A 26,893-nucleotide genomic window follows, 5' to 3' on the forward strand; every position below is an offset into this window, starting at 1 on the left:
GACGATTTATTTTTTAGGTTTTGTTATTTATATCCGTGTGCTTCTACCTCGCGTAATCATCACTCATATCGCAATGCCTCCACCGGATTTTTACTTGCTGCTTTCCACGATTGAATGGAAACGGTCACTAATGCAATTGCTAAAGCAATAATCCCGGCCAAAGAAAATATCCACCAGCTTAAGTTTGTTTTATACATAAAACTTTCCAGCCATTTGTGCATGAAATACCATCCGGCAGGAATAGCGAGGACAAACGAAATGCCCACCCACATTACAAAGTCTTTGTTTAGCAGTGCCAGAATTTCTGAAATAGTTGCTCCGTTTACTTTTCGTATTCCAATTTCTTTTACCCTGCGGCGACTGGTGTGGAACGAAACTGCAAATAATCCTATCATTGATAAAAAAACGCTGATAATGCAGCAGGCCCCAATCAGTTTTGCATAGTTGGTATTTTCGCGGTGCATCCATTCGTAGCGATCGTTTATCGATTCCATATTTAATGGAAAATCGGGAATAAGTTCTTTCCAAATTTTAGCCACAACTTCCCTTGCTTCTTGCGATTGACCTGCACTTGGTTTAACCATAATGAAAAATCCGCCGCTCCCGTAAGAAACATAGCCCGGTTCAATTACTTCCTTTAAACTTCCGTAATGAAAATCTTTACAAATGCCAATAACAAGGTCATTTTTTGAACCGGGAAGATATTTTCCAATTAAATCCTGGTCGGGGAAAAGCGCTGCCAACGATTCATTAATGATGCATTTGCCTTTATTGGTCCCTGCATTTTCCGAGAAATTATCACCTTTTATAATCTCAATTCCCAGGGCTTTCGGATAGTTTTCATCGCCCCAAAAAAGCGCCGGAGTATATTGTTTATCAACACCATTTTCATCGTAGTGCATCAAAATCATCATGTGTTCCAATACCGGCGACGCATTTGCCAGCGAAACCAATTCCACAGATGAACTTTTCTCCAATTCAGCTTTAAAAACAGGAGAAATATTTTTATACTGCCTCGGAACTTTCACCTCCAGTGTTTTTTTGGCCAAACCTATTTTTTTGTTTGTGATGTAATTTATTTGTTTCAGAATAACAATTGAACCGATAATCAGAATCACCGAAACCGCCAGTTGAGCAATATTGAAAACCGGGATTTGAAATTTGTTAACCGCATATAATTTGCCGGGTTTTAAAGCTTTTGTTTTTACACTTACCCCAATTTTGAAAAATGCAAAAAGGAAAGAAGCCAACAAAATGAATGCGGGGATACCCAGCAAAAGAAAGATATTTTCTGAATGAAAAATATACTGGGATGTAATTGAAGTAGAAGTAAGCTGATTAAAGAATGGAATTGCTAAAATCATTAAAACCAAACTAAGTGCAAAGGCAACTCCAACGAGCATGAAAGTTTCGCCCATAAATGCATTGATAAGGTTGATTTTGGAACTTCCGTTCACCCTGCGGATAGAATATTCGCGGGTTTTCTCCATGAGCTGGTTGTTAATTAAACCAAGATAGTTGAAAAGTGCAACTCCCAGAATCATAACTGCAATAACCAGCGCAATTAGTAAATCGCTTCTATCGCGGCTTGTTTCGATGGTTTGCCCTCGGGAAGTATCAAAATAAGCTGCCTTTAGACTTTTAAGAGAATGTGTCCCGGGAGTGCCGTCGTGAACAATCGGAATGTTCTCCTTATTTTGGGCAAATTTCTCTTCCAGTTGTACAATATTTGTATTTTCAGCCAATTGAAGATAAACACGGGAGTCACTTTCTCCAATTAATTTTACCATTTCAAAGTCGAGTTGGGTGCTTTCCTGTGGCTTTTCAAAAACGCCACTTATAAACATTTCTGTGTCGTTGTCGCCGTCGGGGAATAAAAGTTTTTGCCCAATCACATTCAGCCTTCCAAAATACTTCATTGCCAGTTTATCTGAAATAACCACATTTTGTTTTGTTTCCAGCACACGCGCCGGATTCCCCGAAATCAGTTTATAAGAGAAAAACGTGAAGAAGTTGGATGAAACGGCAATTGTTTTTTTGTTTTCAAAATAATCCTGATTATTCGCATTTATTTTTGACGGACTTGTATTTATAATTCGGCAGAAATCTTTCACTTCAGCAAAATTATCTTTCATATATTCTGCTGCTCCTTGTCGGATAAAATACATTTTTTCGCCTTTACGAAACGGGTCGTCAGCTTGCAGGGCATAAATATTTTTTTTGTTTTTTTGAAAACCATCGGCATTATTTTCCCGCGTAATAAAAATGGTGATGAGGTTCATACACGCTATACCAATGGCTAAACTTATAATTATGATCGAAGAGTTTAAACGATATCTGAAAAGGCTTCTTAAAACAGCTTTGAATCTCATATTTGAATAAAGGTGAATATTTTCTCAATTGATTCAAATCCAATGCCTTTTTTGTAAGTGACAGATTAATAGTGAAATGAAATATTGAGAAGGAAAAAATGTGTAAAAAAAATTGACAGAAAGTGTATGAATTTTTGTCATTCATTCATTCCCAGTGCAGCATTAACATCATCTTTGAAACTTCGCCCGAGTGGTAATTTTGACCCGCCAATTTCAACGGTGTTTCCATAAATCGCGTCAATTTTTTTTACAGAAACAATGTATGATTTATGAATACGCAAAAATCCATTGCCTTTTAATTGGGTTTCGATGTTTTTCATCCGGTCGAGCTTGGTGTATTTTTTATCTTTAGTGTGAATCACCACATATTCCTTCATTCCTTCCACATAAAGAATATCTGCAATTTCCACTTTCACAGACTTGTAACCCGCTTTCACAAAAATAAAATCGCGGGAAACAGCTGGCAGATTTTCGGTGTCGTCGGGAACAGCGTTTGTTGTGCCATTTTGTTGATTAAACTTGGCAACCACTTTATTCACTGCTTTAGCAAAACGCTCAAATGCCACAGGTTTTAACAGGTAATCTGTTACATCCAGTTCGTAACCTTCAAGGGCATATTCAGAATAAGCTGTGGTGAGAATTATGGAAGGTTTTTTATGAAGTGTACGAATAAATTCAATTCCAGTCAATCCCGGCATCTGAATATCGAGAAAAACCAGTTCTGCTTCCCCGCTTTCAATAATTGGGTAAGCATCAGCGGCTTTTCCGTAACTTGCCAGTAATTCAAGCTGCGGCATTTTCGTGATGTAATCTCCCAAATATTTTCGGGCAATTGGCTCATCATCAACCACTATACATTTTATTTTGTGAATCATAACAGGTTCTTTTTTTCAAACACTGGAAACGCCAGCGAAACCATAAATTCATTGTCCTGAGTAATGGTTTTTAGTTCGTAGCGTTCTCCAAAAATAAGTTGGAGTCGCTTTTTCACATTTGCCAGTCCAATTCCCGGGGCCTTTTTATTTCTGTTTTCAGGGAAATTATTTTTACAAACAAAGAAAAAACGGTCTTTTTCATCCCAGATATCAATTTCTACCCAGCCATCATCTTCTTTCCCAATACTTCCGTGTTTAAAACAATTCTCAATGAAAGGCAGCAACAAAAGCGGCGGAATAAAAACCGAGGGCCGACTCACCTGACTTGAAATGCGAATGTGTTCAGGTGTTGAAATACGCATTTTTTCCAAATCGAGGTAGTTGTGTATAAAATTGAGTTCTTTTTCAACCGGTACCAGTTTCTGTTCTGTTTCGTAAATCAGATAACGCATTGTGTCTGACAAACCAAGCACCATTTGCGGAGCCAGCTCTGATTTTGCGTAAGTAAGTCCGTAAAGATTATTTAGCGTATTAAACAAAAAATGGGGGTTTACCTGCGATTTCAGATAAAGAATTTGTGCTTCCTGACTGCGTTGTAATTCCTCGCGGCTTTCCCTTTCCTTTTTGTCTTTGTTTTCGTACAAACTCAGTAATACGGCAATAATACTTAAAACGGTATTCATTAAAAGGCTAATTAAAAAGGCAGGTCTTCCTGACTTAAAACGGCTGTTTTCCAAAAGACTTCGTCGCCATAAAAAATTATCGGGATTCAATTTTCTTCCTTCTAGTTGAAGGTTAGGGAAAAATATCATATCGCCGGGCAGTAATCCTAATAGTTTTGCTCTTAGCACTGAAAAAGCAAAAATGACAAGGATTTCAAAAAGAATAAAAAGAACAAGATTTTTTCGTTTGATAAGAAATTCTTTTGCCAACACCCAACCTGAAAAATAGAAAATTCCGGCCATAAAAAGAATACCTGAAAGGGCGCGATACGCAGCGGATTTTACAGGTAAAAATACGGTTAGCGAAAAAAACAGGGAGTAAACCAGCACTAACCAAACGGCGCTATGAATAAAAATTTTTCTCATGCGACAATGTTACTAAAATAAACAATTTGGCAACAACTACTTAAACCAACGATGTAAAACTTTCAATCAACGCACTTTTCCAATCAACACAATGAAAATTGAGCCCAGCTGCCGTTTGTAGAAGCCGATCGGTCGTTTGATGATTTTATATGCCCGCCTCCACGACCTTGCTTTATGTTTGAGCCAACATTCGAATTTACATGTAATTCAATGAAAGTTAAACAATGTATCTAGAAATTAAAAACAGAAGAATTATGAAAACAAAATTCACAATCCGAAGGCTTTTTCTTGTTGTCTTCCTATTAGGAGCTTTTATGGAAATGAATGCTCAGGTAACTGTTGTTCGGCGAGGGGCGGTAGTTGTGAGGCGACCTTACGTGAGACCAGTTCCTCCACCGCCTCCTGTTGTTCGGGTTCCTGTTGTTCGGCCCGTTGCCTGGTATCCGCGGCCCTTACCCGGAGTAGTCGTTACAACTTTGCCGGTTCACTACACCGTGTGTTATGCAGGAGTAAATCCATACTATTATTCCGACGGCATTTACTATGTGAAGGAAGCAAAGACCGACGCTTATAAAGTGGTTCGTCCGCCAGTTGGAACCATTGTTCCGGCGCTTCCCGAAGATGCAAAACAAAATGTTCTGGACGGCAAAGTCTATTTCGAGTTTCAGACAGTGATCTACAAGGAAATAGAAACAGAAGAAGGTGTAAGGTTTGAAGTTGTTGGTTATTCAGAAAATTAAAAAATTAAGAAAATGAAATTTAAAATTATTGTATATAGTTTGTTATTCGGTTTATTTATTGGTTTTCAATCTTGTGAAGATGACGATGATGAAGTGATTTATTTTGATCGTTCTTATGCTTCCGAAGATGCCGAGAAAATTGTTGCGCTTTCTCTTTCTTACAGTTCTTATGGAATGGTCGCCGTTATGAATCAGATAAGTAACGAGATTCAGGAAATTAGCGAATGCGATTCCATTTATGAATACCAGGATACTATTCAGGGAGAAACAGATTCAGAAAATATAAGTTATGAATACATTTATAACGAAACTTACAAGCTGAACTGCGGAACCGTTGACAGCGTTCAGTTTAGTTCAACAGCGAGCCAAACATTTGATGCTCCACGTTATTCTTACGACCACGAACTTGCCATTGATTTTGATGTTACCGGGCTGGAAAACGAAAGTGAATCGGAAACTTTTAACGGACTTTACAACCGAACAGGCTGGTGGGAACAGGGCTACTACAACCAGGATTATTATTTTGATTTTGAGTGTGAAGTTCTGGATGCTGCGGTAGATAAGGAAACCGACAAAATTTATGCCGGAACAGCTGAATTTACTTTGGTCGAAAGTTATCGTTTTGCAAATGTAGAGTTCACCTATAAAGGAACAGTTGAGTTTCAGAGTGAAGACGAAGCCAAAGTTACTTTCGACAACGGCGACACTTTTTACATCGATTTAAACAACATCAGTTTGGCCGACTAGGATCCGTTCTACTCGAAAAATTCAAAACAATGAATAATTTTTAAAGAAATAGAAAATGAAGAAAATAGCATTCATTATTATATCGGTTTTTACGGCTTTTGCTTCATCAGCACAAGATTATACCAATTTTGGTTACAAACCGGTTTATAGCATCCATACACCAAAAATTGGAGTTGTTGGCGGTTTTCATCTGAGCAATTTTTACAACGAATCGGTAGGGGACCCCAACTTTCAGCCAGGATTTCATATTGGAACATCCCTGCTTCTTCCGCTGTCGCAAAATTTTTCATTTGAACCGCAACTCCTTTATTCAAAAAAAGGGGGCGAGCTTGATTATGCATACGATTTTTACTACAATGAGCAGTCGGTAAACTATCGTTTGCACTACATCGAAATGCCATTTTTATTGAATATTCATACCCGTGGAATTACCGATTTTATTATTGGTGGCTACGGAAGTTATTTGCTTGATGCCACATTTTCGGTAACAACCGCCTATTCCTACGGTTATGGCGAGTTAAATTATGGCGACTTCGAGAAATATGATTACGGACTCGTTGGAGGAATGGCTTTCAACTTCCCGTTTAGCAAGTTGATGTTTAAGTATTCCTGTGGGTTTGCAGACGTAGCCAAAGAAAATACGGCCTACATTTATCTGAAAGATGCCCGGAATCATGCTTTTTCGGTATCGTTTATCCGCTACTTCCGCTAAAATGAAAGCTCCCAAACACCTTGCATCTTTTTGAAGTTCGTAATATCCAATCGGTTGTTGGTTGAAAAGAGGAAAGTAAAAACAGCCTTGCAATATAAATTTGAAAACATAAAAAATTAGTCATTATGAAAAAGAAAATAATCATCGCATTTTTTATATCGATAGTCACTCTGGGAGCTTTTGCCCAGAATCCAAATTCCGATAAAACGCCTGAAGAGCGTGCCAGCTTCCAAACGGAATGGATGACAGAGAATTTGACTTTGTTCGAGGAACAGGTTCCCAAAATTGATTCGCTGAATTTGGTTTATGCAAAAAAAATGGAAGCACTGAAAGAAATTCAGGGGCGCTTTAATCAACTGAGGGAAGCTAAAAAAATTGCAGGAGAAAAAGAAGACGAGTTGAAGCAGATTCTCACCAAAGATCAATTCAAAATCTATCAGGATAAAAAGAGTGAGTTGCGGGAAAAAATGAAAGAAATGTCTGAAGAAAACAGATAATAAAAGGATTTAGTAAAAAGTAAAATTTTAAAAAATGAAAACACGTAGTTTTTTATTGGTAGCGTTGATGTTAGGTTCAATGCTGTTGCTGAATAGTTTTAAACCAAGCCCCAATGCCGAATTTGGGCAGGCGTTTAAACGAAGTCCGGAAACACGTGCCAATGTGATTACCGGTATTATGAAACGAAAACTCGAATTGAGTGATTCTCAGGTTGAAAAAGCATATCAGATAAATCTGAAATATGCGCAAAAGCTTCAGCCGATTGTTGAAAAAGGAGACAGGCAATCATGGCCTTCGAAAGACGCAAAAGTTTTGAATAAAGAAAGAAAGGCGGAACTTCTGGCTGTGTTAACACCAACTCAAAAAGAGAAGGTTGCTCAAATGAGGGAACAATTGATTTCCCGGCTTGAAATCACTCTGGAAAGGCTAAAAGAAGCAGACACAGAATAATTCTAAAAAGTAAAAACATCATGAGAAATATCCCTTTTATATTAGCTCTTTCGGTAGTATTGCTCGTTGTGGCATCGTGTACCAAAGAAGAAACAGACCCAAGTGCAACATTGAGTGAAGAAACGCTCGAGCTTGTTTCCGAAAGCACAACTACCGAAGCGCTTGAAGAAGAGATAACCCGAAGTATTAACGAGGCGATTGTTTATTCTGAAAAGAGTTATTCAACCGAACAAAAATCAGCTGTCATTTCTGATTGTGCAGGCATTTCGATTAAACCGTTAAGAGGTTTTCCCAAGACAATTACCATTGATTTTGGAGATGGATGCACTGGAGCAAACGGATTTTATCGCTCGGGAACAATCGCAATTGTCATTAGCGACACACTGCGAACATTCGGAACAACTTACAGTGCAAGTTTCGCTGATTTTTATATTGAAGGTTTTTCAATAAATGGCGAGATTTCTTTTGAAAATACCAGTGAAGGTGAAGTGCTTTCTTTTTACGAAGAAATGGATATGATATTTACCGGAACCGATGGTGTTGAAATTGAAAAAACGAAAGTGGTTGAGCGAGCCTGGATTGAAGGCGCCGATACGCAGGATGTTTCTGATGATGTTTTTACTGTATCCGGTTCTGCTGAGGTAAATTCATCAGCAAAAGGATATTATGCTTACAATATTATTGAACCGATGCAAATTAGCTACTCTTGCGATTTTATTAGCGAGGGAGTGATAGAAATAACAACTTCGGCCAGCGATGAACCTGTAACCATCGATTTTGGCGATGACAGCGTTTGCGATTGGATTGTTTTTGTTTCTCAGGGAGATGTTTTAAATCGTCAAGTTGATGTAAGTAACTAATTTGAATAATGTCATGAAAGCAAGTATTTCTTTAGCATTTATATTTTTCTTTTTGCTTGTTGGCTCTGAAGCTTTTTCTCAAAGAGCGGTTGTAAAAACACCCCGAAAAACAGTGGTGACAGGGCCAAGAGGAACCGTTATTTATAAAAAGAAGCCAGTGGTTGTGGCTCCTGTGAAAAGGATTTCCAGACATGCAGTTGTAGTTCATTATCAAACTCGTCCGTACTATTATCACTCTGGAGTATTCTATGTCAGCCGAAGTGGTGCTTATGTTCAGGTTGTTCCTCCTGTTGGAATCAGAGTTGCAGTGTTGCCGCCCAAATATGTACGTGTAGTCGTCGGCCCTTCCGTATATTTTTATGCTACTGGCGTTTTTTATGTTAAAGATGTTTCTTCCGCCAATTATATTGTTGCAAAACCTCCGGTTGGGGTCGTTGTTGCAACGATTCCCAAAGAGGCAGCAGAAGTTGAATTTCAGGGAGCACTTTGTTACGAATACAATGATGTACTATACAAACCTGTTCCTGAAGATAAATCTTATCAGGTGGTAGGAGAGTTGTGAAATTGACAGGTGTATGACGCAAAACAGTCGTTGATTTGTATGTGAATGTTTTGTGTTTTTTTACCATTTCAAATAGTGTAATGTAGTAAGTAAGAGTCGACTCATTATATGCGTCATCGCCTGTCATAAATTTTTCTCCTAAATATTTCCCTTTTAAATAGAAATTAAATCTTGGGTGGATAGTGTGCTTTTTATCTATCACGGCATTGAAATGCCTGTACGCTGAAATCCCTCTAATTTATTGATAATAAATAATGATAATCTTTAAATACAATTATAATCATCTTGTTTCAGTTTTTATTTTGGCATTCCTCTTTATAGGTTTTCTTCCTGCTTCAGGCCAAAAAAGTATAACCGGAATCGTTAAAGAAAAGAACACCGGAGAAACATTGCCTTATGCAAGTGTAATTATGGAAGGAACAACCAATGGAACCACTACCAATGCCGACGGTTATTTCACCCTTTTTAATATTCCGGAAAACGGAGTCTTACTAACAGTTCGGTTTTTAGGCTACACAAATGCGCAGGTGCGTGTAGAAGGGGATGATTTGCTGAATTTGGTTGTTATTGAAATGGAACAGGAAACCAAAAATATCGATGAGATTGTAGTCGCCGCCCGCCGAAATATGATGAAAGTTTCAGATAATGTGGGACAGGTAAGTATTTCTCCCAAGCAACTTACTTCGCTGCCAAGTCTTGGTGAAAAGGATATTTTCAGGTCGATGCAACTGTTGCCGGGTGTGAGTGGAACAAACGAAGCTTCTTCCGGCCTCTACGTCAGAGGCGGAACTCCTGATCAGAATTTGATTCTTTTTGACGGATTTACAGTTTACCATGTAGATCATTTCTATGGTTTTTTTAGTGCTTTTAATGCCAATGCAATTAAAGACGTGCAGCTTTATAAAGGCGGCTTTGAACCAAAGTTTGGAGGGCGTACTTCGTCGGTTGTTGAAATTACCGGGAAAACCGGAAACGAAAACGATTTTAAACTGGGTGCGGAAGTGAGCTCTATCAGCGCAAATATTTATACTGAAATTCCGCTTTGGGGAAAAGGATCAGTTTTATTTGCTGCACGCCGTTCTTATGCCGAAATAATAAAAAGCGGTTTATATGAAGATATTTTTGATATGGCAGGCAACGAAACTTCTGTGCAGAATTATACTTCAGGAAGATTTCAAACACAGGATACAGAGCCGGTTTTCAATTTTTATGATATGAACCTGAAAGCAACGTACAAACCATCCGATAAAGATGTGATTTCACTTTCATTTTATTCTGGCAGCGACAACTTGGACAATACAATCGATTTTAACACAAGTACCCGAGGACTATCCGGTTCCAGTGCGAATATCAGTACCAACACAACCGACCTTACAGAATGGGGAAACCATGGAATGAGCGCGAGGTGGGGACGAAAATGGGGAACGCAACTATACAGCAATACAGTTGTGTCCTATTCCCAGTTTTACAGCAACCGCGACAGAACGACTTCAACTATCGTTACCCGCGATGAAACGGATACAACATTCGTTGGAATAATTCAGGATAACAAAGTGTTGGATTTTTCCGTGCGCCAGGACTTTGAGTATGAACTAAATGCCAATCATAATCTTGCTGCAGGAGTTCATTTTACGGGTAACAACATTCGTTTCGAAAATGATTTGAACGATACTACTTTACTCGACTTGGACAATAAAGGAAACATTTACGCCGCTTATTTACAAGACAAGTGGTCGCTATCAAAAAATGTGAATCTTACATTTGGGGCTCGGGTTAATTATTTTGATGTTACCCAAAAGTATTATTTCGAGCCTCGTATCCAAACTATTTTTAAGTGGTCTCCCCGATTGAAAACAAAAGCTGCCTGGGGGATCTACAATCAATTTATAAATCGCAGTGTTCAGGAAGATTTAGAACAGGGAAGTTATGAAATATGGCTTCTTTCTGACGATGAAATTGTTCCCGTGCAGTCGGCAACTCATTACATTCTGGGAATGTCGTACGAAGCCGATAAATGGCTGTTTGATGTAGAAGCGTATTACAAAGATTTGGGTGGTTTGTCGGAGTTAAATCCGCGGGTAGGTAGCACTGTTTCCGCATCAGATGATTTGCAGGATATTTATACAAATTCATTTTTTGAAGGAACCGGAATTGCAAAAGGAATAGAATTTTTGATTCAAAAAAAATTTGGTAATTATACCGGTTGGATCGCTTATACGCTGAGTAAAACTGAACATCGATTTGATGATATTGAGGATCATCCTTTTCCTGCTTTACACGATCAAACCCACGAAATAAAACTGGTAAACAGTTACAAATGGAGAAAATGGACGCTGGCGGGAACCTGGGTTTATGCAACCGGAAAACCTTACACGGCGCCTGCCGGAGGTTATTCGCTTACTCTACTGAATGGAACTGAGCAATATTACGTTGTATTGAGTGACAAAAATGGACAGCGTTTACCTGCCTACCATCGCCTTGACGTGAGTGCAACTTACGATTTTAAAATTGGTGAAGTGCCCGCGTCTCTCGGCTTGTCAATTTTTAACTTGTATAACAGGGCAAACGTTTGGTACAAAGAATTTACCATCGACTCTGATAACGATATTTACGCCGAAACCAACGTGAATTTTATCGGTTTTACACCCAGCTTGTTTTTCAGTATTGAATTTTAAAACCAAAGAAGTAAAATGAAAAAATTATTTATAATCCCGTTTGCTTTGCTTGTCCTTTTTGCCTGTGAAAATGAAGATGAATTGGAGGAAACCATAACACAACAGGTAGTGGAGGCTTATTTGTATAACGGAAGTTCAGATCTCGATATAAAGCTTTCAGAAATAACTCCTTTTGAGGATTTGGGTTCTGAAGAAGAAACATTGATTTCTGCAGCTGAAGTATATGTAACCATCGACGGGGCAGATTTTATTCTCCAGGAAAAATCGGATATGCCGGGACATTACTCTTTTTCTGATTCGGGTATCACAATTCAATCGGAGCAGGAAATTTCATTTTTGTTTGTTCAGGGACAGGAGGAAGTTACTGCAGAAACCACGGTTCCTCAGAAACCTCAGAATGTGCAGCTTTCGGAATCAGAAAAATACATTGAGCAGATAACCAGTCTGATGGACTTAACACAGCTGGCGGATGCAACCGTTGAAATTTCGTGGGATAATCCTGATAACTCGTACTATTATGTTTCAGTGAAAAATATTACAGATAATCCGAAAACGATTGATCCGAATGATTATATCCCGGATGTGGATGGAATTAATACGCCGCCGTTACCCACAAGTTTTTCAATTTTATGGTTGAATGAGCTGAGTGATTACGGAACTTACGAGATTATTGTTTATAAAGTGAATTCTGAATATGTAGATTTGTACAACACCCAGCAGCAAGATTCGCGAACCTTAAATGAGCCTTTAACAAATATTCAAAATGGGTATGGAATTTTTACCGCCTTTGCATCGGACACTGTTTATCTGGAAATAGTAGAACCTTAATTTTACTGAATAGAGAAAAGTTGGGAAACCAATTTCATAGTGTCAAAGTAAGTTTAGTAAAATGGCAGCTTTCTAAAATATAGAAGCTGCCATCTTTTTGTCAATTGGTTATGTTTCTCGAACGTTATTTCGTTTCTGCAAAAGAATCGGGGTAAGTTACAAAATCTTCCTTCTCTGTATTGTGGATTGGTTCCCAAATATCTTTATCTCTGTCCTGTTCATATTTTGTGCGAACCCAGGTATCGAATTTGCGCTGGCCTTCGTAAAGTTCAATAATTCGGTAACCTTTTCCAATGCCGCCATAAGTTTCGCGTCCGCTCGATTCTCCGTAAACCATACAAATACCGCGCAGACAGCCGATGTAATTATTTACGTGGTCGTGGCCAACAAACATCCCCATTACATCTTTCGACTCAAAAAAAGCATTGTACATTCCCGAGTTGATATCAGGAGAACAAACCGATTCTTCTTTTACTCCGACTGTTGTTTCTTTACCCCAAACTTCTTTAAATTCAGGAAGTGGAATATGAAAAAACGCCAGCGCCGGATAAGGAGTTCCGCCGTTTTCCTTTGTTAATTTTTTGCTTTGTTCACGGTACCATTGCACCTGATCCGATTTGATCCAGTCGTAACGTCCCATTCCTTTTTCTTTGGGAATACCGGAATGTGAATCGATAAAATAAAGAATAGCTTCAGTATCTTTTGATTTCGAACCATCTACTTTCAAAATATAATTTCCACTACCCGAAATTTCTTTGGGGCCATTTTCTGTAAGGTTGTAGGGGAGGCCGCTGATGGTTTCCATAATTTCGTCGCCGGTTAGTTCGTACTCAATGTCATGATTTCCCAACGTTACTGCCCACGGAACTTCCGATTCTACCAGCGGCTTCGTTACGTCCAGCCATGCTTTTTTTGTGTCGTCGGAACAAACCACATCGCCGGTTATTACTACTAAATCCGGTTTTTCAGCGGCAATTGCAGCTTTCATCATTTCCAAAACACTGTCGGAACGAAAAGAATTATATTTAAAATGGAGGTCGGTAAACTGAATGATTTTGAATTTACCATCCTTAAATTTTAGCCCGGGTTTTGAATCCTCTTTTGCCACAATACTTAATGAAATATTTGCCATCAGGAATAAAAGTAAAAAATTCTTTTTCATCTGTAGTAAAATTTGTTTTAATAACTCCTTTGATGATTGGAATCAAAGGATTATACTTGTTAACACGCTGTGAAAGTAGCATTTTAGAATTTATAATGGTTTCTTATTTGTGAACAAAAGATTACATTTTACCTGAGCCACCGGTCATATTGAGAATCTATCTGAAATTCAGTTATCCCGCATTCTTTCAAAAATTCGATATCCCTTTTCGCCCCCCTCATATCGTTTTCATACCGATAGTGAAAATCATTTACTGAAGGAACAATTGTAATAGAATTCTGTTGACACCATTTTACAATTTCCGAATTTATCCGGTTGGCATTGTCGAAAAGAAAATAGTTACAGGCCACATTTTTGCCTTGTGAGAGTTCGTCTTTTATCTTTTCTGCCTCATGAACCCTGAAGTTGAACTTTGCCTTTCCCCGGAAATATTTTTTTGCATCATTATCAATAAAATAAGCATTTGTAAGCAGATCATATTTTTCGAGTATTTCCTCCAATTTCCGGTAGTATTCAATTGTTGGATTATCTTCCTTTAGATCGAGCATAAATTTAATTTTACCGGAACACATTTGCGCGAGTTCTTCCAGTAACATAGGCCGGAAATTTCCTTTGACCGAGCGGAGTTGCTTAATCTCTTCCCAGTTCATCTCTTTTACTTTTTTGGGATTATTAAAAAATTTATTAAAGTCAGGATCATGGTTAAGAATCAGAATTCCGTCTTTGGTTTGTCGGATATCAATTTCGAGCATGTAATACCCCCGGTTTATTGCTTCCCGGATCGACTCCGGATCATATTCACTGTATTTGCCTTCGGTAATGCCTCCCCTGTGAGCAATTAGTTTATATCCTTTAAAATCGCCGTTATTTTCCTGCATTGACGAAAAGATATCGGGATTATCGAGGTTGATCATATCCACATTTTTTTGAAGAGTAATCCGGTAAGCTTCCATATCATTCCCCGGGATCCACGGCATTACTTTCAAATCCCTTTTATGGCAGGCATCAATAAATTCATCAGATAAATTATCGACCGAGCATTCGATGATTTGAGGATTATAATTTACCTTTACAGAATCAAGCACTTCTATACTGTACGCATTTATTTTCAGTGCAATACCGGGATATTTTTGATGAAATTCTTTTGCTATTTTATTATCGGAAAACCAGAAAAAGCAATTGTTTTCCATTTCTGCATTTTTGATGATATCAGTTAGTTCACTCAGGCTGGCATCTTTTACATCGAAATAAACCTTTGCTTTCCCTTTTATCCATTGGAGATACTCTTTCAGCCTCGGGACTTTTTCACCGGAAAACTCGTAACTAAACCAGCTACCGGCGTCCAGTGTGTCGATAACTGTTGATAGTGTTTCCGAAATTTGTCCTGTTCCATTAGTGGTACAGTCCAGGCTTTGGTCGTGTAAAAGATAATACACTCCGTCTTTGCTCCGGCGCACATCCACTTCCACAAATTCGGCTCCGTTTTCAATGGCTTTTCGTGCCGAAGCAAATGTATTTTCCGGTGCCAGGCGGTTTGCCCCACGGTGATTTACAATTTCGATTTTTGCTGTTGCTTTCTCTGCACTTTTTGTATCTGAAAATTCGTTGCTGTTTTTCGAAGAACAACCTGCAATAAGCATCACGAAAAATCCAAAAACTAAAATATTTTTTAATGTTTTCATACAAAATATTAATGAGATTTTTGAATACTTAAATCTGGCTGAATAATGATTTTACCCAGCCAGATTCTTTTGGCAATTTAATACTTTCAATAAAATCTATTCGTATCCCGGATTTTGCCCAAGGCTTGGATTAATATCAAGTTCGTCCTGCGGAACCGGGTAAATTCGTTTATTCACATCATTGTCCGTTTTAAACCCCCAACTGTCTTCAAATTTTCCATAACGGATTAGGTCATTGCGTCTCCATCCTTCGTAACAAAGTTCCCTGGCCCGTTCATCCAACAAACCATCGAGGTCGATATCATTGAAATCACCGGCATTGGAGCGTTCGCGTACCATATTTACGAGTGATAGCGGAGTTTGTCCCAGTGTTGCTGATGCTCCGCGAAGAATTGCCTCTGCTTTCATAAGAAGAACATCTGCATATCGGAAAACAGGCCAGTCGTTGTTTTGCTGGCGGCTTGTAGATGTACTGTCCGGGTAAAATTTATTACAACGGTAACCAATTGCTTTTCCCAGTTGGTCATCTCCTGTGTCAAATTTATCAAAGTCATCAAATACAATTTCTCGTGTAAATTCCAAATGATAGGTTATTTCTCCGTCCGGGTCATTGCCGCTGTAATCGGCATCGAGGCCTGAGTTTGTAGTTTCAATCGTAATTGGATTACCCTGCCAGTCGTATTGCTTGCCTGTTAGCCATATAGCGTTACGCCTGTCGTTCGCATCGTTGAACAAATCGTAATATTCTGGCAGTGCCCTTACACAGCCACTGGGATTATAAGGCAGGCTGAATTTTTCTCTCAATGCTTTATGTAACCAGTAGCGGGCCCAGTATTGCTGTTGGCTGTCTTCGGAATTGTATGTGACGGCAAATATAATGTCTTTTATATCAGGGCCGTTGTCAATATCGAATACAGCTAAATAATCATCATCAAGGGTATAACTCCCTGAATCTATTATTTCATCACAAACTGAGACTACATCGTTGTACCGGTTTTCACCTGTATATATTTCAGCATTAATATACAACTTCGCCAACAAGGCATAAGCCATGTATTTTGTTGGACGCCCGTAAGTACTCTGGTCAACGATTGTGCTTAGATAATTAACGGCATCTAATAAATCTTCTTCCAGAAAATCAAATACTTCAGTCCGGTCAGTGCGTGTGGTTACTTCTTCCCCGAAAGTTGTCACCAGGGGAACATCACCATATACGTCCATCAAAATAAAATGATAAAAAGCCCGCATGGTTTTTACCTCTGCCACAGCCATTTCTTTTGTATTGTTATCTTCTGCCGATTCATATAACGTAAGCACACTGTTACAAGAGCTGATTCCAGCATAGCACCAGTCCCAAACCTCGCGAATAAAACGTTGTTCTGTATTCCAGGTATGCATGTGGTAGTTCTGATACCGGCCATCGTCATACCAGTTTCCTCCATTTGCAGTAAGGATTAGCCCATCGGCAGAAAATTCCTGCAGGAACCAATAAGATTTAAAATAGTAAGGTGCCAGGTTGGTGTAAATTGGCCCGGATACGGCAATAAAATCTTCTTCTGTTACAGGGAAATTGTCTGTTGTTATTTCCGATTCTACCGGAACGTCCAGATTCGTACATCCGCCAATTAGTAATAATGTGGCTAAAACATATGCGATATTAATAATTCTATGCGTTTTCATATATCTGATTTTGTAATGAATTAAAATTCGACATTTACCCCAAATATGACTGATCGCGTTTTAGGATAATAATCGTCATTATCGATTCCCGGAGTTTGTCCTCCCATATGAACTTCCGGGTCCGTTCCTGTGTAGCTGGTAATCACAAAAGCGTTATTTACTGTTGTGTAAATTTTTAATTTTTTAAGGATAAAATCATTAAGTTTGAAATTATAGGACAGTGTTATATTGTCTAACCTGATATAATCACCTTTTTCCAGGTAGCGGTCTGATGTATAGTGCGCACCTGTGTCATCAACCGATTCTTTTAGGGTCATTCTGGGCAGATTGTAATGTGTGGCTTCTGCCGGGTAATTGAGATTGGCCATGGTGGCATTCAGAATTTTATTTCCTGTTACACCCCGTAGCAGCAAATCAAGGCTAAAGTTTTTCCAGGTAAGAGTGTTATACCATCCTCCTGTTGCTTTGGGTTGGGCATTGCCGGCATAAAAATGGTCGTCGCTTGATGGTGAGGATGTTAGTTCACGATCAGCATTGTAAAACTGGGAAATTCCATCTTCATCTTTTCCTGCATATTTCCAAATATAAAATTGTCCCAAAGGCTTTCCTTCCTCAATAATTTGTGCATAATTCCCCGATTGTCCATGGTCACCAATACTTGCTGTATGCACATAATCGAGTTCGAATTCATCGTTTGAAAGAGAATTTATATTATTCTTATTAAATGAAAGATTTAAAGACGTGTTCCATGAAAATTCGCTGCTTTTTACAGGTGTCGCATTAAGAGAGATTTCAAAACCCTTATTTTCCATCTCTCCTACGTTTGCTGTAAGAGAACTCACATAATATTCTGTTGTTGAAACAGTATAATTCCAGATTAGGTCTTTGGTTACTTTATCGTAATATTCGATGGTACCACTTAATCTGCCATTAAGGATCGAAAAATCGAGACCCAGGTTTAACATTCCTGTTTGTTCCCATTTTAAATCGGGATTTGGATTTTGGGTTGGACCTATTCCATTGATATATTCACCATCATAATAAAATTTACCTGTGGTTCCATAGCGCAGTTTACTGATTAGCGGATTGAAACCCAGGGAGTTTCCGCTTATTCCGTATCCGGCGCGTAATTTCAGATTGTCAAAAATATTCTGGTTTTGCATGAATGACTCTTCCAAAATCCTCCAACCAAGAGAAAATGCCGGGAAATATCCCCAACGGTTATTTTCTCCAAAAGCCGATGAGCCATCCCTGCGAATTGTTGCCTGTAGCAGATATTTATCTTTAAAGGCATAGTTTAACCGCGAGTAAAATGATATCATGCGTAAGGTCCCCATGGATGTATCATCGTAATCAGGAGAAAAACCATCGTAGTTACTGCCCAGGGCCAGGTTGTAATAACTGGTTTCATCCGACACAAAATTGGTGCTGTTTACTCCAAAGCCATTCCCGCTTTTACTTTCATACCACGAATACCCTAATAATAATTTTAAGTCATGTTCCTTTATTTTTTGCTGATAAGTGCCAAAAGTTTCCATTGATTTTATTTCGCTTTCATAGGATGAACGATAGGCATAACCATTATATCCTTCTGCAAGACGTGAATCTTTACTTAAGTAATATGCATAATTGGTTTGGTTGTTTTTGTATGAGGTATTCATTTCCCAATCAAGACCTTTTATAATATTCAACTGGGCGCGTACAGTTCCTAGATAGTTTTTATATTTATAATCGTAGTCGTTTTGTTCTATTAGTGCCACCGGGTTACTGGAACCGCGGTCAAGGTTTTCGTGGTAACTTCCGCCTTCATCAAAAACTCCTACTGTAGGCAGATAGTTCCACATTGCAAGGTATAATTCGTCAGTAACTGTTTTTGCATCTGTAATTTGGGCAGAAATAGTACATCCTAGTTTTAATTTATCCTGTAATGCTTTTTGTTCAAGATTTGCACGCATTTTTAATGCTGTTCTTGAAGTTCCGTTAATAATACCTTCGTTTTCTTTATAGTCGATATTGGCGATATACGTTGTGCTATTATTGCCTCCGCCAAGTGCTACATTATTGTTATGGGATATTCCTAACCGGCTGACCTCGTCAAACCAGTTGGTGCTTGATCCGTCGTCATCCGCAGGGTCAAGACTTAGTCCGTTGGTTGATAAGTATGAACGATATTCACTGGCCGAAAGCATATCGATTTTGTTGGATACACTTTCTACAGCCAGATATGCACTATAGTTAATCATTGAATAACCCGGCTGTCCTTTTTTTGTCGTTATTATTATAACCCCGTTTGCTGCACGCGAACCATAAATTGCAGTGGCCGAGGCATCACGCAGAATATCAATGGAGACAATGTCATCGTCCGCAGGCATAAGCCCGTCGACCACACCATCAATAACATATAACGGAGATTGGGCAGAACCGGTACGTAAAGTTGATGGTCCCCGAAGGGTAATTGCAGTACCACCGTTGGGATTTCCGTCTTTTGTGATGTTTAACCCGGGAACTTTTCCCTGTAATGCCAGGATTGGATTAACATAGGCTCCTTTATTTAACTCATCGGATGATAAAGTAGAAATAGAACTGGTTAAATCTTTTCTTTTGGCCGAACCGTATCCAATTGCTACTACTTCTTCTATGCCAATGGTGTTCTCTTCCAAAACTATATCAATAACAGTTCGACCTGAAACCGGAACTTCCTGTGGTTTCATTCCTACAAAAGAGAAAACCAGTGTGGCATCTTCCGCTATATTTGTTAAGAAATACTTGCCTTCTGCATTGGTGACAACTCCCTGGGACGTTCCTTTAATTATAATACTTACCCCGGGCAATGACTCTCCTTTTGTAGAACTGACTCTTCCCCTGATATTTTGTTTTTTCGGGATTTGAGGGGAGCTGTCCTTTCGAAGAATAATGTTCCCCTGGGGCGAGACAAAGGCATTGGTCTCTGTTTCCTCCAGTAAAAGATCCAAAGCTTTCCGGAGAGTAACCCCTTTCAACTGTAAATTTACCTTTCCCTGTGGAATCAAATCGGAATTCACTGCAAGCCCGACTTCAAAAGTCTCGGCTATCTTTTTCAGCGCCTGGGAATAAGTTAGGTTCTGCAGTTGCAGTGTGGCTGTTTTTTCTGAAACCTGCTCTTCTTGCTGGTTTCGGAAGGGCGTCAATTCTCCGGCATACAGAACCCGACAAATGAACCATCCCAGCAGAAATAAAATAATGTACTTTTTTTTCATCGTTTTCATTTTAATAAGGCATAATAATCCTGTTTTGCATAACTATTTATTTTGCAATTACTTAAATATTAACATGTTGGAGGATTTTACTTTTTCAGAAAGTATTTCCCATTGGTTTTTTCCAGTTTAAGTTCCATTGAAAGGGCCAGTTGAGTCATCACTTCGTCAACCGATGTGCCATGCATGTAAGCTGTAAAGTATTTATTGTTCAAATCCGGATCTGTTAATTTAATACTTGTATCAAAAATGGTTTCAAGTTGTTTTACAACCTGGGGAAGTGGCATATTTTCAAATTCGAGATAATGTTCAAACCATGAAAAATAATTTTGTGCAGGCTGACTAACTTTCCTGATTGTTTCTCCTGCCTCAAGAATTCCAACCTCGTTGGCCGTAAGAATGACCGATTTTTTTTGTTTTTTATTGCTAAACAATACTCTCCCTTCCTGTACGGCAACAACAGTCGTGTTACTTTTTTGTCCTGTTTTAACATTAAACATCGTGCCCAATACTTTAATCTCCGCTTTGTCTGCGTTAATTATAAAAGGCTTTTCAGGATTTTTTGCAACTTCAAAAAAAGCTTCTCCAAGTAATATTACTTCACGTTTCTTTTTCTTCATCATACCTGAAGAATAGCTTAAATGGCTTCCCTTGTTTAACCTGACATGTGTTCCGTCGGGCAGGGTAATTTCCTGTTGTCCTTCAGTAACTTCAACCATTGAAGCGGCAAACCTGTTCTGTAGAGGGGAGATGAAATAAACACCTGTTCCCAGTGAGACGAGTAGCAAAAAGGTTGCGGCAATTTTTATTATAAAACTGAAATGGTTTTGGGTATGTTTTATACGCCGGTTGATTTGTTTGTAGATTTTATCGCTTTGTTTTGCCGGTAGTGATGTATTGGTTATTGAAAAACTGTCGCTATCCATATCCTGTTTCAGCAACTCCTGCCCCTCCCGGGTTTGTAAAAAATCCAGAAATTTCTGAAGCTGATTATCTTTTAGTTTACCTTCCAGATAAAGGCTTAGTAATTTTTTATTTTCTTCACGATATTTTAATGTGTCTTTCATCCGACTAATTTGCATTTATATCAGTAATGACAAACGACTGTTCAGGATCATCTGCCTGAAAACTACATTTTAATTGTTTTGTAATATTTGGGCGAAATGATTAAAGTTTGGTAAAGAAAGGGTATGGATTGCCGGATAGTAAGGGGGCTGTTTTAATTTTGATCCGAGCTTTATTCGTAAATTTCTTTTGGGAACTTATTTTTTATATACTTCATGGCTTTTACCATATGATCGTTTACCGTACTCTTCGAAATTCCCATTATTTGGGCCGTTTCTTCGTAACTTTTTTCTTCAAAACGGCATAACCGGAATATTTCCTGTCGTTGCGAAGGTAAAGTGGCAATTACATCGTGAAGTATGGTAAGGCTTTCTTTTTCAAATAATTGTTTGTCGATATGTTCTTCGTAAGTATTCAACGTTTTCCTGATTTGCTCTTTAATCCTGTTTTCGTTTGCCGCCCTTTTCAATATATTAAGCACGTGATTGCGGGTTAGCTGAAACAACCAGGAAGAAAAGTCTTCTACTTTACCAAGTTCTTTTCTTTTTTCCCATAATCTCAAAAATACATCCTGAACAGCTTCTTCTGCGAGGTGCTCCGATTTTAAATACTTTTTTGCAAAATGGAATAAGCGGACATGGTACAAATCAAATATTTGCTTAAATGCCAACTGGTTGTCGCATGAAATCAGGCTGATAAGTTTTTTATCCCGATCCATATCATCAAAGTTTGCTAAACCCATTTTGAGATACTTCAATTACATTTCAAAATAAACATCTTAAACCCGATTATTTATTGCTTAATTTTTAAAAAATGGATACAAAATGATTAAACAGAATGCTGAAGATTCTTATTTCAATGCCAAATTCTTTTTCTGAATTAAATTCTGAAATTTGCTAAGCCACTCAACTCCCGGATCTTTTTTATTTTTACAAAAGCGAAATCTAAGAAAATCGGGCAATGACTAATTCTGAAATAATCAGTTTAATGGTTGAGGATTTAAAAAAATCTGCCGCATTTAAACACAATACATTAGGTGTGCCGGGATTTACAACCAATATGGAACGATTGGGTGTGAGTTCACCTCAAATAAAAAAGATTGTTAATGAATGGAGCAAGGTTTTGTATGATTTTTCGGCGCAACAATGGATTGGTTTGTGTGTTGAACTTGCTGAAAAAGAAATATTTGAAGCTCAGATTTTTTCATACGAATTGCTCTGGAAGAATAAAAAAGCTCTTGCCAAACTAAATCAGGCTCAGATTTTGGAACTTGGAAACACGCTTGACAACTGGGTGTCGGTTGATAGCTACAGTACAATGATTGCGGGCTGGCACTGGCGTGAAGGAACATTGCCCGATTCTCAAATCCTGAAATGGCTGAAAAGCGGGAATCATTGGTTACGGCGCGCGGCTGTGGTTTGTACAATTTCGCTAAATCTGCGTTCAAAAGGTGGAACAGGCGATACAAAACGAACGTTGATGGTGTGTGAAAAGGTGATAGACGACCGCAACGATTTAGTTGTAAAAGCGTTGTCGTGGGCTTTGCGCGAGCTCTCGAAGAATGACAAGCCGGCTGTCGAAGATTTTCTCATAAAATATCAGGATAGACTTCATTCCCGTGTGGTTCGCGAAGTAAAAGCCAAACTGAAAACGGGTCGCAAGAATGGCTAAACGACGGTTTCTCTGATGTCAAATGGTTACTTTCTGATGACTTACAACTGACTTATTTTTACGGAATCTTTTTGATTCTTCTTTATGGAGTCTTTACTTTTACCGAAGTTCGTCAATCATTAGTAATCGGGGCCTCTTCATTTCTTTACTATTCGTATCTTAACGCTTCGACGGGATTTCGAACCGCTGCCCGGTACGATTGATAGGAAACCGTAACCATTGCAATTATCAAAGCCAGCGCACCGGCAATCAAAAATACCCACCAACTAAGGTTGGTTTTAAATGCAAAATTTTCGAGCCATTTATCCATTATCAGCCAGGCAATGGGACAAGCAATTATAAACGCAATTATAACCCAGCGGATAAAGTCCTGGTTTAAAAGTAAGATTACTTCGCCAATTTTTGCACCGTTTACTTTTCTTACACCTATTTCTTTTTTGCGAAGTTCAATAATATAAAGCGACAAAGCAAATAAGCCGATGCAGGAAATAAAAATGGCAATAAAAGAGAAATACTTAAACAGAGCTGAGATTTTAACTTCCGAGTTATACATCGACTCTAAACTATCATCAAAGAATTTGATTTCGCAAATGGATTGCGGAAGCACTTTCGCCCATGACTTTTTTATTTCGTTTATCGTTTCCGTGAAATTTTCCGGGTTTATCCTGGCAATAATGTAACCGGGATTTTCAAACAGAGGCATAATAACCATTGGTTCAACTCCGTTATGCAACGACTGAAAATGAAAGTCTTTGGCTACACCGGCAATCACTCCTCGTTCTTCTCCTCCGTTACGTCCAAAATATTTACCAACCGGATTTTTTATTCCCATCTTTCGAACGGATTCTTCGTTTAAAATAACTTGCGGCGATGGTGTGTTTTCATAATCAAGGACTTCGGAATAACTCTCCGGGAAATTGTTCCCGTCGGCAAACTGGATACCCAGTGTTTCAAAATAGTTCCTGTCCGCATTCATTGAGCAGATGAGTACTCTGTTTTCCGGATCTTTCCCCTCCCAGTCGTATCCCCAGGATGAGTTCCCTCCATAAAAAGGAACGCGACTGGAGCGGGTTAAACTTACCACTCCGGAAATACCTGTCAATTCTTGCCGAATAGATTCATGATTGTTTTTGGCCTCGCCGTTTAAAGGGATATAAATCAGGTTTGCCTGGTCGTAGCCTAAATCATAGTTATTAATGTATTTTAGCTGTCGGGTAATAATTAGTGTACTGCTGATAAGGACTACCGACAGAACAAACTGAACAATTACAAGCAAATTTTTTGCCCCTACCTTTCCTTGTTTTTTTAGTCTTGTTTTTTTCATTGCCTGGGCAGGATTAAACGATGAAATATACAACGACGGATAAACCACCGACAAAACCAGAACTGTTACAAGAACTCCAATCAGCATCAAAATCATATATTTGTTCCCGAGAAGGCTAAAAGTGACTATCTTATCGGAGACCGAACGAAATGCCGGAGTAAAAGCTAAAACCAGAATAGCGCTCAGCAGCAAACTCAAAACAATCATAATTCCTTTTTCCTGCAAAAACTGGTTTAATATGGAGACTTTATTGGCTCCCAGAACTTTACGTATGCCCACCTCGGGTCGGCGTTGCTCGGCTTTTGCGGTTGACAGATTTATAAAATTAATCGAAGCGATGAGGATAATGATAAAAGCAATTCCTAGAAATTGGTAGATGTACTGTATCCTGTTGTTTTTTCCTGAGTAGGAGTGAAGTCTTTCGTTTTGAAAAGGGAAAAGATACAGCGTTGTGTTTTCCTGTCCTTTTTCTTTTAAAAAATTTGTGATTTTAGAGTTTAACTCACCGATGTTTGCATTTTGAGAGAGAAGTATACTTGTGCGCGGCCAGTTGTTCCCCCAACGTGTGAGGTCGGCGCCAAAACTTTCTGCCAGGTTTAGCGGAGCCAAAATCTTAAAATTGATGGTTGTATTGAGTTTTTCGGTTTTTACAACCGCGCCTACCGAATAGGAAAGGTTGTCGTTAATTTTTACCATCTTCCCAATGGCAGATTCATTTCCAAACAAAACAGCAGCCAGCTCTTCTTCAATGACTATTTTGTCGGGAGCTTCCAACGCATTTTTATCGCCCTGAACGACTTCGAAAGAAAAAATATTCAGGAATTCACTATCAGTACACACAACCGGGCCTTCTTTGTATTCCTGGTCTTCAAAACGAATAAGTTGTTCTCCAACGTTTGCAAATGTTGTGGCATTTTTAACCTCGCTAAAATTTGTTATGAATTCTTTTCCCAGCGGAAACGGCGTACAATACGTAAACAACTCTTGTCCTTCGGAATATTGCTGGTGTTCATAAACGGTGTAAATACGGTCGATGTTTTTATGAAACCGGTCGTAATTTATTTCATCCACTACCCAAAATAGAATAAGGGTTACTACAGCAATTCCCAGTGATAATCCTGTAATGTTGATGATTGAAAATATGCCGTTTTTTTTGATGTTTCTCCAGCCAATGCGTAGATTTTTAAAAAGCATAACAAGTGTTTTTTTGAAGTTTGGTTTTAATCTATTGTTCTTAACAGATAATGTAAAGACCTAAAAAAATTTGAATCGTTACATGTGTTGTTGCTTTAATGCTGAAATTTTATTGGTCGCTTAACAAACGATTACAATAATCAACCTGAAAAATTTACACTGAGCTAACCTTGAGTGTTCTTTCAAACGATCGTCCTTTCTTTTCTGTTGGTTCTGTTACTTTTGTCGCTTAAACCAGAAGAATATGAATGACAAAGTACCGGCTTCGGAACTGGAGTTAAGAATGAATAAGTTTCGACGCGTGATGAACGAACAGCATCCCGATTGGAAAATGGCAGTTATTTTTAGCAAAATAAATCTCTTGTACTTTGCTGGTTCCATGCCAGAGGGAATGTTGATTATCGAACGGGAAAAAGATGCTACACTTTGGGTTCGCAGGGGGTATGAGCGCGCTGTGGAGGAGTCGGGTTTTCCCGTTATAAAACCAATGAATAGTTACCGGGTTGCTGCGCAGGAGTATCCAAAAATTTCAAAAGAAATCTATCTGGAAACTGAATATGTCCCGTTGGCCATGTTTTTGCGTTTCCAGAAACACTTTCCATTTTTATCGTATAAATCGCTTGATTTTCAGATTGCCCAAATTCGTGCCGTAAAAAGTGTCTGGGAGTTAAATTATATTGAAAAGGCGGCAGCCATTCACAGGGTTGTTTTGGAAGAGCGTGTTCCTGAGTTGTTGTATGAAGGAATAACTGAAGCTGAGTTTGCTGCTGAAATGTTTCCGGTTATGGTTAAGGAAGGTCATCAGGGGGCAGTGCGTTTTGGTATGCACGACACAGAAATGGCATTGGGACAACTTGGTTTCGGTGAAAGCTCGTTGTATCCCACCAATTTTGACGGACCAGGCGGAAACATGGGAGTAAATCCTGCGCTTCCCAGTTTTGGTAATCCGAACAAAAAATTAAAAAAAGGCGATCTGGTTTTTGTGGATGTGGCAGTGGCTGTTAACGGTTATCACTCCGACAAAACCATGACGTATATGTTTGGTAAACGGCTTTCTGCTGAGGTGCAGGCTTTTCATAAGCAGTGTGTTGATGTTCAACACCAGGTGGCCGAAATATTAAAACCAGGTAATATTCCTGAAGATATTTATGAAACTGTTTTGAGTGGATTAAGTCCTGAATTTCTAAAGAATTTTATGGGCTACGGAAGCCGGCAGGTGAAATTTCTGGGACATGGTATTGGATTAACCATTGACGAATATCCGGTACTGGCTATAGGTTTTAAAGCCCCCCTGGAAGAAAATATGGTTTTTGCTGTTGAGCCTAAAAAAGGTATTGAAGGGGTCGGAATGGTTGGAATTGAAAACACATTTATAGTCACCCCGAACGGGGGACGTTGTATAACCGGTTGCAACCCGGGTTTGATTTTGGTGGAGTAAAAGCAATTTTTTCAGCTTTATTTAAAGGCCTGTTTGG

Annotated in this window: 21 protein-coding genes; 11 read left to right on the forward strand and 10 right to left on the reverse strand. The window is 38.7% G+C overall.

Annotated elements, in window-relative coordinates; genetic code table 11:
* Positions 1–59: 59 nt before the first annotated feature.
* The 3 genes from GM418_RS13405 to GM418_RS13415 all read right to left on the reverse strand — a co-directional run bounded on the left by GM418_RS13405 (position 60) and on the right by GM418_RS13415 (position 4,335).
* The gene (locus GM418_RS13405) at positions 60–2,372 is read right to left on the reverse strand and encodes an ABC transporter permease (protein ID WP_158867106.1); all 2,313 of its coding nucleotides are present in this window, start codon (positions 2,370–2,372) and stop codon (positions 60–62) included.
* A gap of 137 nt (positions 2,373–2,509) precedes the next feature.
* Positions 2,510–3,247, reverse strand: coding sequence for a LytR/AlgR family response regulator transcription factor (locus GM418_RS13410; protein ID WP_158867108.1), 738 nt, complete (start codon positions 3,245–3,247; stop codon positions 2,510–2,512).
* Entirely contained in the window at positions 3,244–4,335 is a 1,092-nt protein-coding gene (locus GM418_RS13415; protein ID WP_158867110.1) for a sensor histidine kinase, read from the reverse strand. The genes GM418_RS13410 and GM418_RS13415 overlap by 4 nt, the downstream gene beginning before the upstream one ends.
* A gap of 254 nt (positions 4,336–4,589) precedes the next feature.
* Between GM418_RS13415 and GM418_RS13420 the strand changes: the two genes are divergently transcribed.
* The 9 genes from GM418_RS13420 to GM418_RS13460 all read left to right on the forward strand — a co-directional run bounded on the left by GM418_RS13420 (position 4,590) and on the right by GM418_RS13460 (position 12,407).
* Positions 4,590–5,075: a DUF6515 family protein gene (locus GM418_RS13420; RefSeq protein WP_158867112.1), complete on the forward strand. Its 486-nt coding sequence runs from the start codon at positions 4,590–4,592 to the stop codon at positions 5,073–5,075.
* A gap of 12 nt (positions 5,076–5,087) precedes the next feature.
* Positions 5,088–5,822: a hypothetical protein gene (locus GM418_RS13425; protein ID WP_158867114.1), complete on the forward strand. Its 735-nt coding sequence runs from the start codon at positions 5,088–5,090 to the stop codon at positions 5,820–5,822.
* Positions 5,823–5,877: 55 nt separating this feature from the next.
* Positions 5,878–6,534 (forward strand): porin family protein, encoded by a 657-nt coding sequence (locus tag GM418_RS13430; protein WP_158867116.1) that lies wholly within the window; start codon positions 5,878–5,880, stop codon positions 6,532–6,534.
* Positions 6,535–6,659: 125 nt separating this feature from the next.
* A complete protein-coding gene (locus tag GM418_RS13435; RefSeq protein ID WP_158867118.1) occupies positions 6,660–7,031 on the forward strand; it encodes a hypothetical protein in 372 nt (123 codons plus the stop codon).
* Between the two features lie 34 nt (positions 7,032–7,065).
* Positions 7,066–7,482 carry a hypothetical protein gene (locus GM418_RS13440; protein WP_158867120.1) on the forward strand — a complete coding sequence of 139 codons (417 nt, stop codon included), beginning with the start codon at positions 7,066–7,068 and terminating at the stop codon, positions 7,480–7,482.
* A 20-nt stretch (positions 7,483–7,502) separates the two neighbouring features.
* Complete coding sequence (locus GM418_RS13445) at positions 7,503–8,342, forward strand: hypothetical protein (protein ID WP_158867122.1); 840 nt, start codon at positions 7,503–7,505, stop codon at positions 8,340–8,342.
* A 13-nt stretch (positions 8,343–8,355) separates the two neighbouring features.
* Positions 8,356–8,904 (forward strand): DUF6515 family protein, encoded by a 549-nt coding sequence (locus GM418_RS13450; RefSeq protein WP_158867124.1) that lies wholly within the window; start codon positions 8,356–8,358, stop codon positions 8,902–8,904.
* Positions 8,905–9,158: 254 nt separating this feature from the next.
* Positions 9,159–11,579 carry a TonB-dependent receptor gene (locus GM418_RS13455; RefSeq protein ID WP_158867126.1) on the forward strand — a complete coding sequence of 807 codons (2,421 nt, stop codon included), beginning with the start codon at positions 9,159–9,161 and terminating at the stop codon, positions 11,577–11,579.
* Positions 11,580–11,594: 15 nt separating this feature from the next.
* Positions 11,595–12,407 (forward strand): DUF4249 domain-containing protein, encoded by an 813-nt coding sequence (locus GM418_RS13460; RefSeq protein WP_158867128.1) that lies wholly within the window; start codon positions 11,595–11,597, stop codon positions 12,405–12,407.
* A 124-nt stretch (positions 12,408–12,531) separates the two neighbouring features.
* On the opposite strand, the gene GM418_RS13465 is transcribed toward GM418_RS13460, so the two are convergent.
* The 6 genes from GM418_RS13465 to GM418_RS13490 form a co-directional block, all read right to left on the reverse strand.
* The gene (locus GM418_RS13465) at positions 12,532–13,569 is read right to left on the reverse strand and encodes a metallophosphoesterase family protein (protein WP_158867130.1); all 1,038 of its coding nucleotides are present in this window, start codon (positions 13,567–13,569) and stop codon (positions 12,532–12,534) included.
* Positions 13,570–13,697: 128 nt separating this feature from the next.
* Complete coding sequence (locus tag GM418_RS13470) at positions 13,698–15,251, reverse strand: glycerophosphodiester phosphodiesterase family protein (protein WP_158867132.1); 1,554 nt, start codon at positions 15,249–15,251, stop codon at positions 13,698–13,700.
* A 96-nt stretch (positions 15,252–15,347) separates the two neighbouring features.
* Positions 15,348–16,931 carry a RagB/SusD family nutrient uptake outer membrane protein gene (locus GM418_RS13475; protein WP_158867134.1) on the reverse strand — a complete coding sequence of 528 codons (1,584 nt, stop codon included), beginning with the start codon at positions 16,929–16,931 and terminating at the stop codon, positions 15,348–15,350.
* 20 nt (positions 16,932–16,951) lie between these two features.
* Complete coding sequence (locus tag GM418_RS13480; RefSeq protein ID WP_158867136.1) at positions 16,952–20,167, reverse strand: SusC/RagA family TonB-linked outer membrane protein; 3,216 nt, start codon at positions 20,165–20,167, stop codon at positions 16,952–16,954.
* A gap of 86 nt (positions 20,168–20,253) precedes the next feature.
* Positions 20,254–21,231: a FecR family protein gene (locus GM418_RS13485; protein WP_158867138.1), complete on the reverse strand. Its 978-nt coding sequence runs from the start codon at positions 21,229–21,231 to the stop codon at positions 20,254–20,256.
* Between the two features lie 170 nt (positions 21,232–21,401).
* Positions 21,402–21,971: an RNA polymerase sigma-70 factor gene (locus tag GM418_RS13490; RefSeq protein ID WP_158867140.1), complete on the reverse strand. Its 570-nt coding sequence runs from the start codon at positions 21,969–21,971 to the stop codon at positions 21,402–21,404.
* A 218-nt stretch (positions 21,972–22,189) separates the two neighbouring features.
* Between GM418_RS13490 and GM418_RS13495 the strand changes: the two genes are divergently transcribed.
* Positions 22,190–22,900: a DNA alkylation repair protein gene (locus GM418_RS13495; RefSeq protein ID WP_158867142.1), complete on the forward strand. Its 711-nt coding sequence runs from the start codon at positions 22,190–22,192 to the stop codon at positions 22,898–22,900.
* A gap of 148 nt (positions 22,901–23,048) precedes the next feature.
* Here GM418_RS13495 and GM418_RS13500 read toward each other — a convergent pair whose 3' ends face one another.
* The gene (locus GM418_RS13500) at positions 23,049–25,418 is read right to left on the reverse strand and encodes an ABC transporter permease (RefSeq protein WP_158867144.1); all 2,370 of its coding nucleotides are present in this window, start codon (positions 25,416–25,418) and stop codon (positions 23,049–23,051) included.
* A 244-nt stretch (positions 25,419–25,662) separates the two neighbouring features.
* Between GM418_RS13500 and GM418_RS13505 the strand changes: the two genes are divergently transcribed.
* A complete protein-coding gene (locus tag GM418_RS13505; RefSeq protein ID WP_158867146.1) occupies positions 25,663–26,856 on the forward strand; it encodes a M24 family metallopeptidase in 1,194 nt (397 codons plus the stop codon).
* The last annotated feature ends 37 nt before the right edge of the window (positions 26,857–26,893 follow it).

The organism is Maribellus comscasis (assembly GCF_009762775.1).
In the GTDB taxonomy this organism is placed as follows: Bacteria; Bacteroidota; Bacteroidia; order Bacteroidales; family Prolixibacteraceae; genus Draconibacterium; species Draconibacterium comscasis.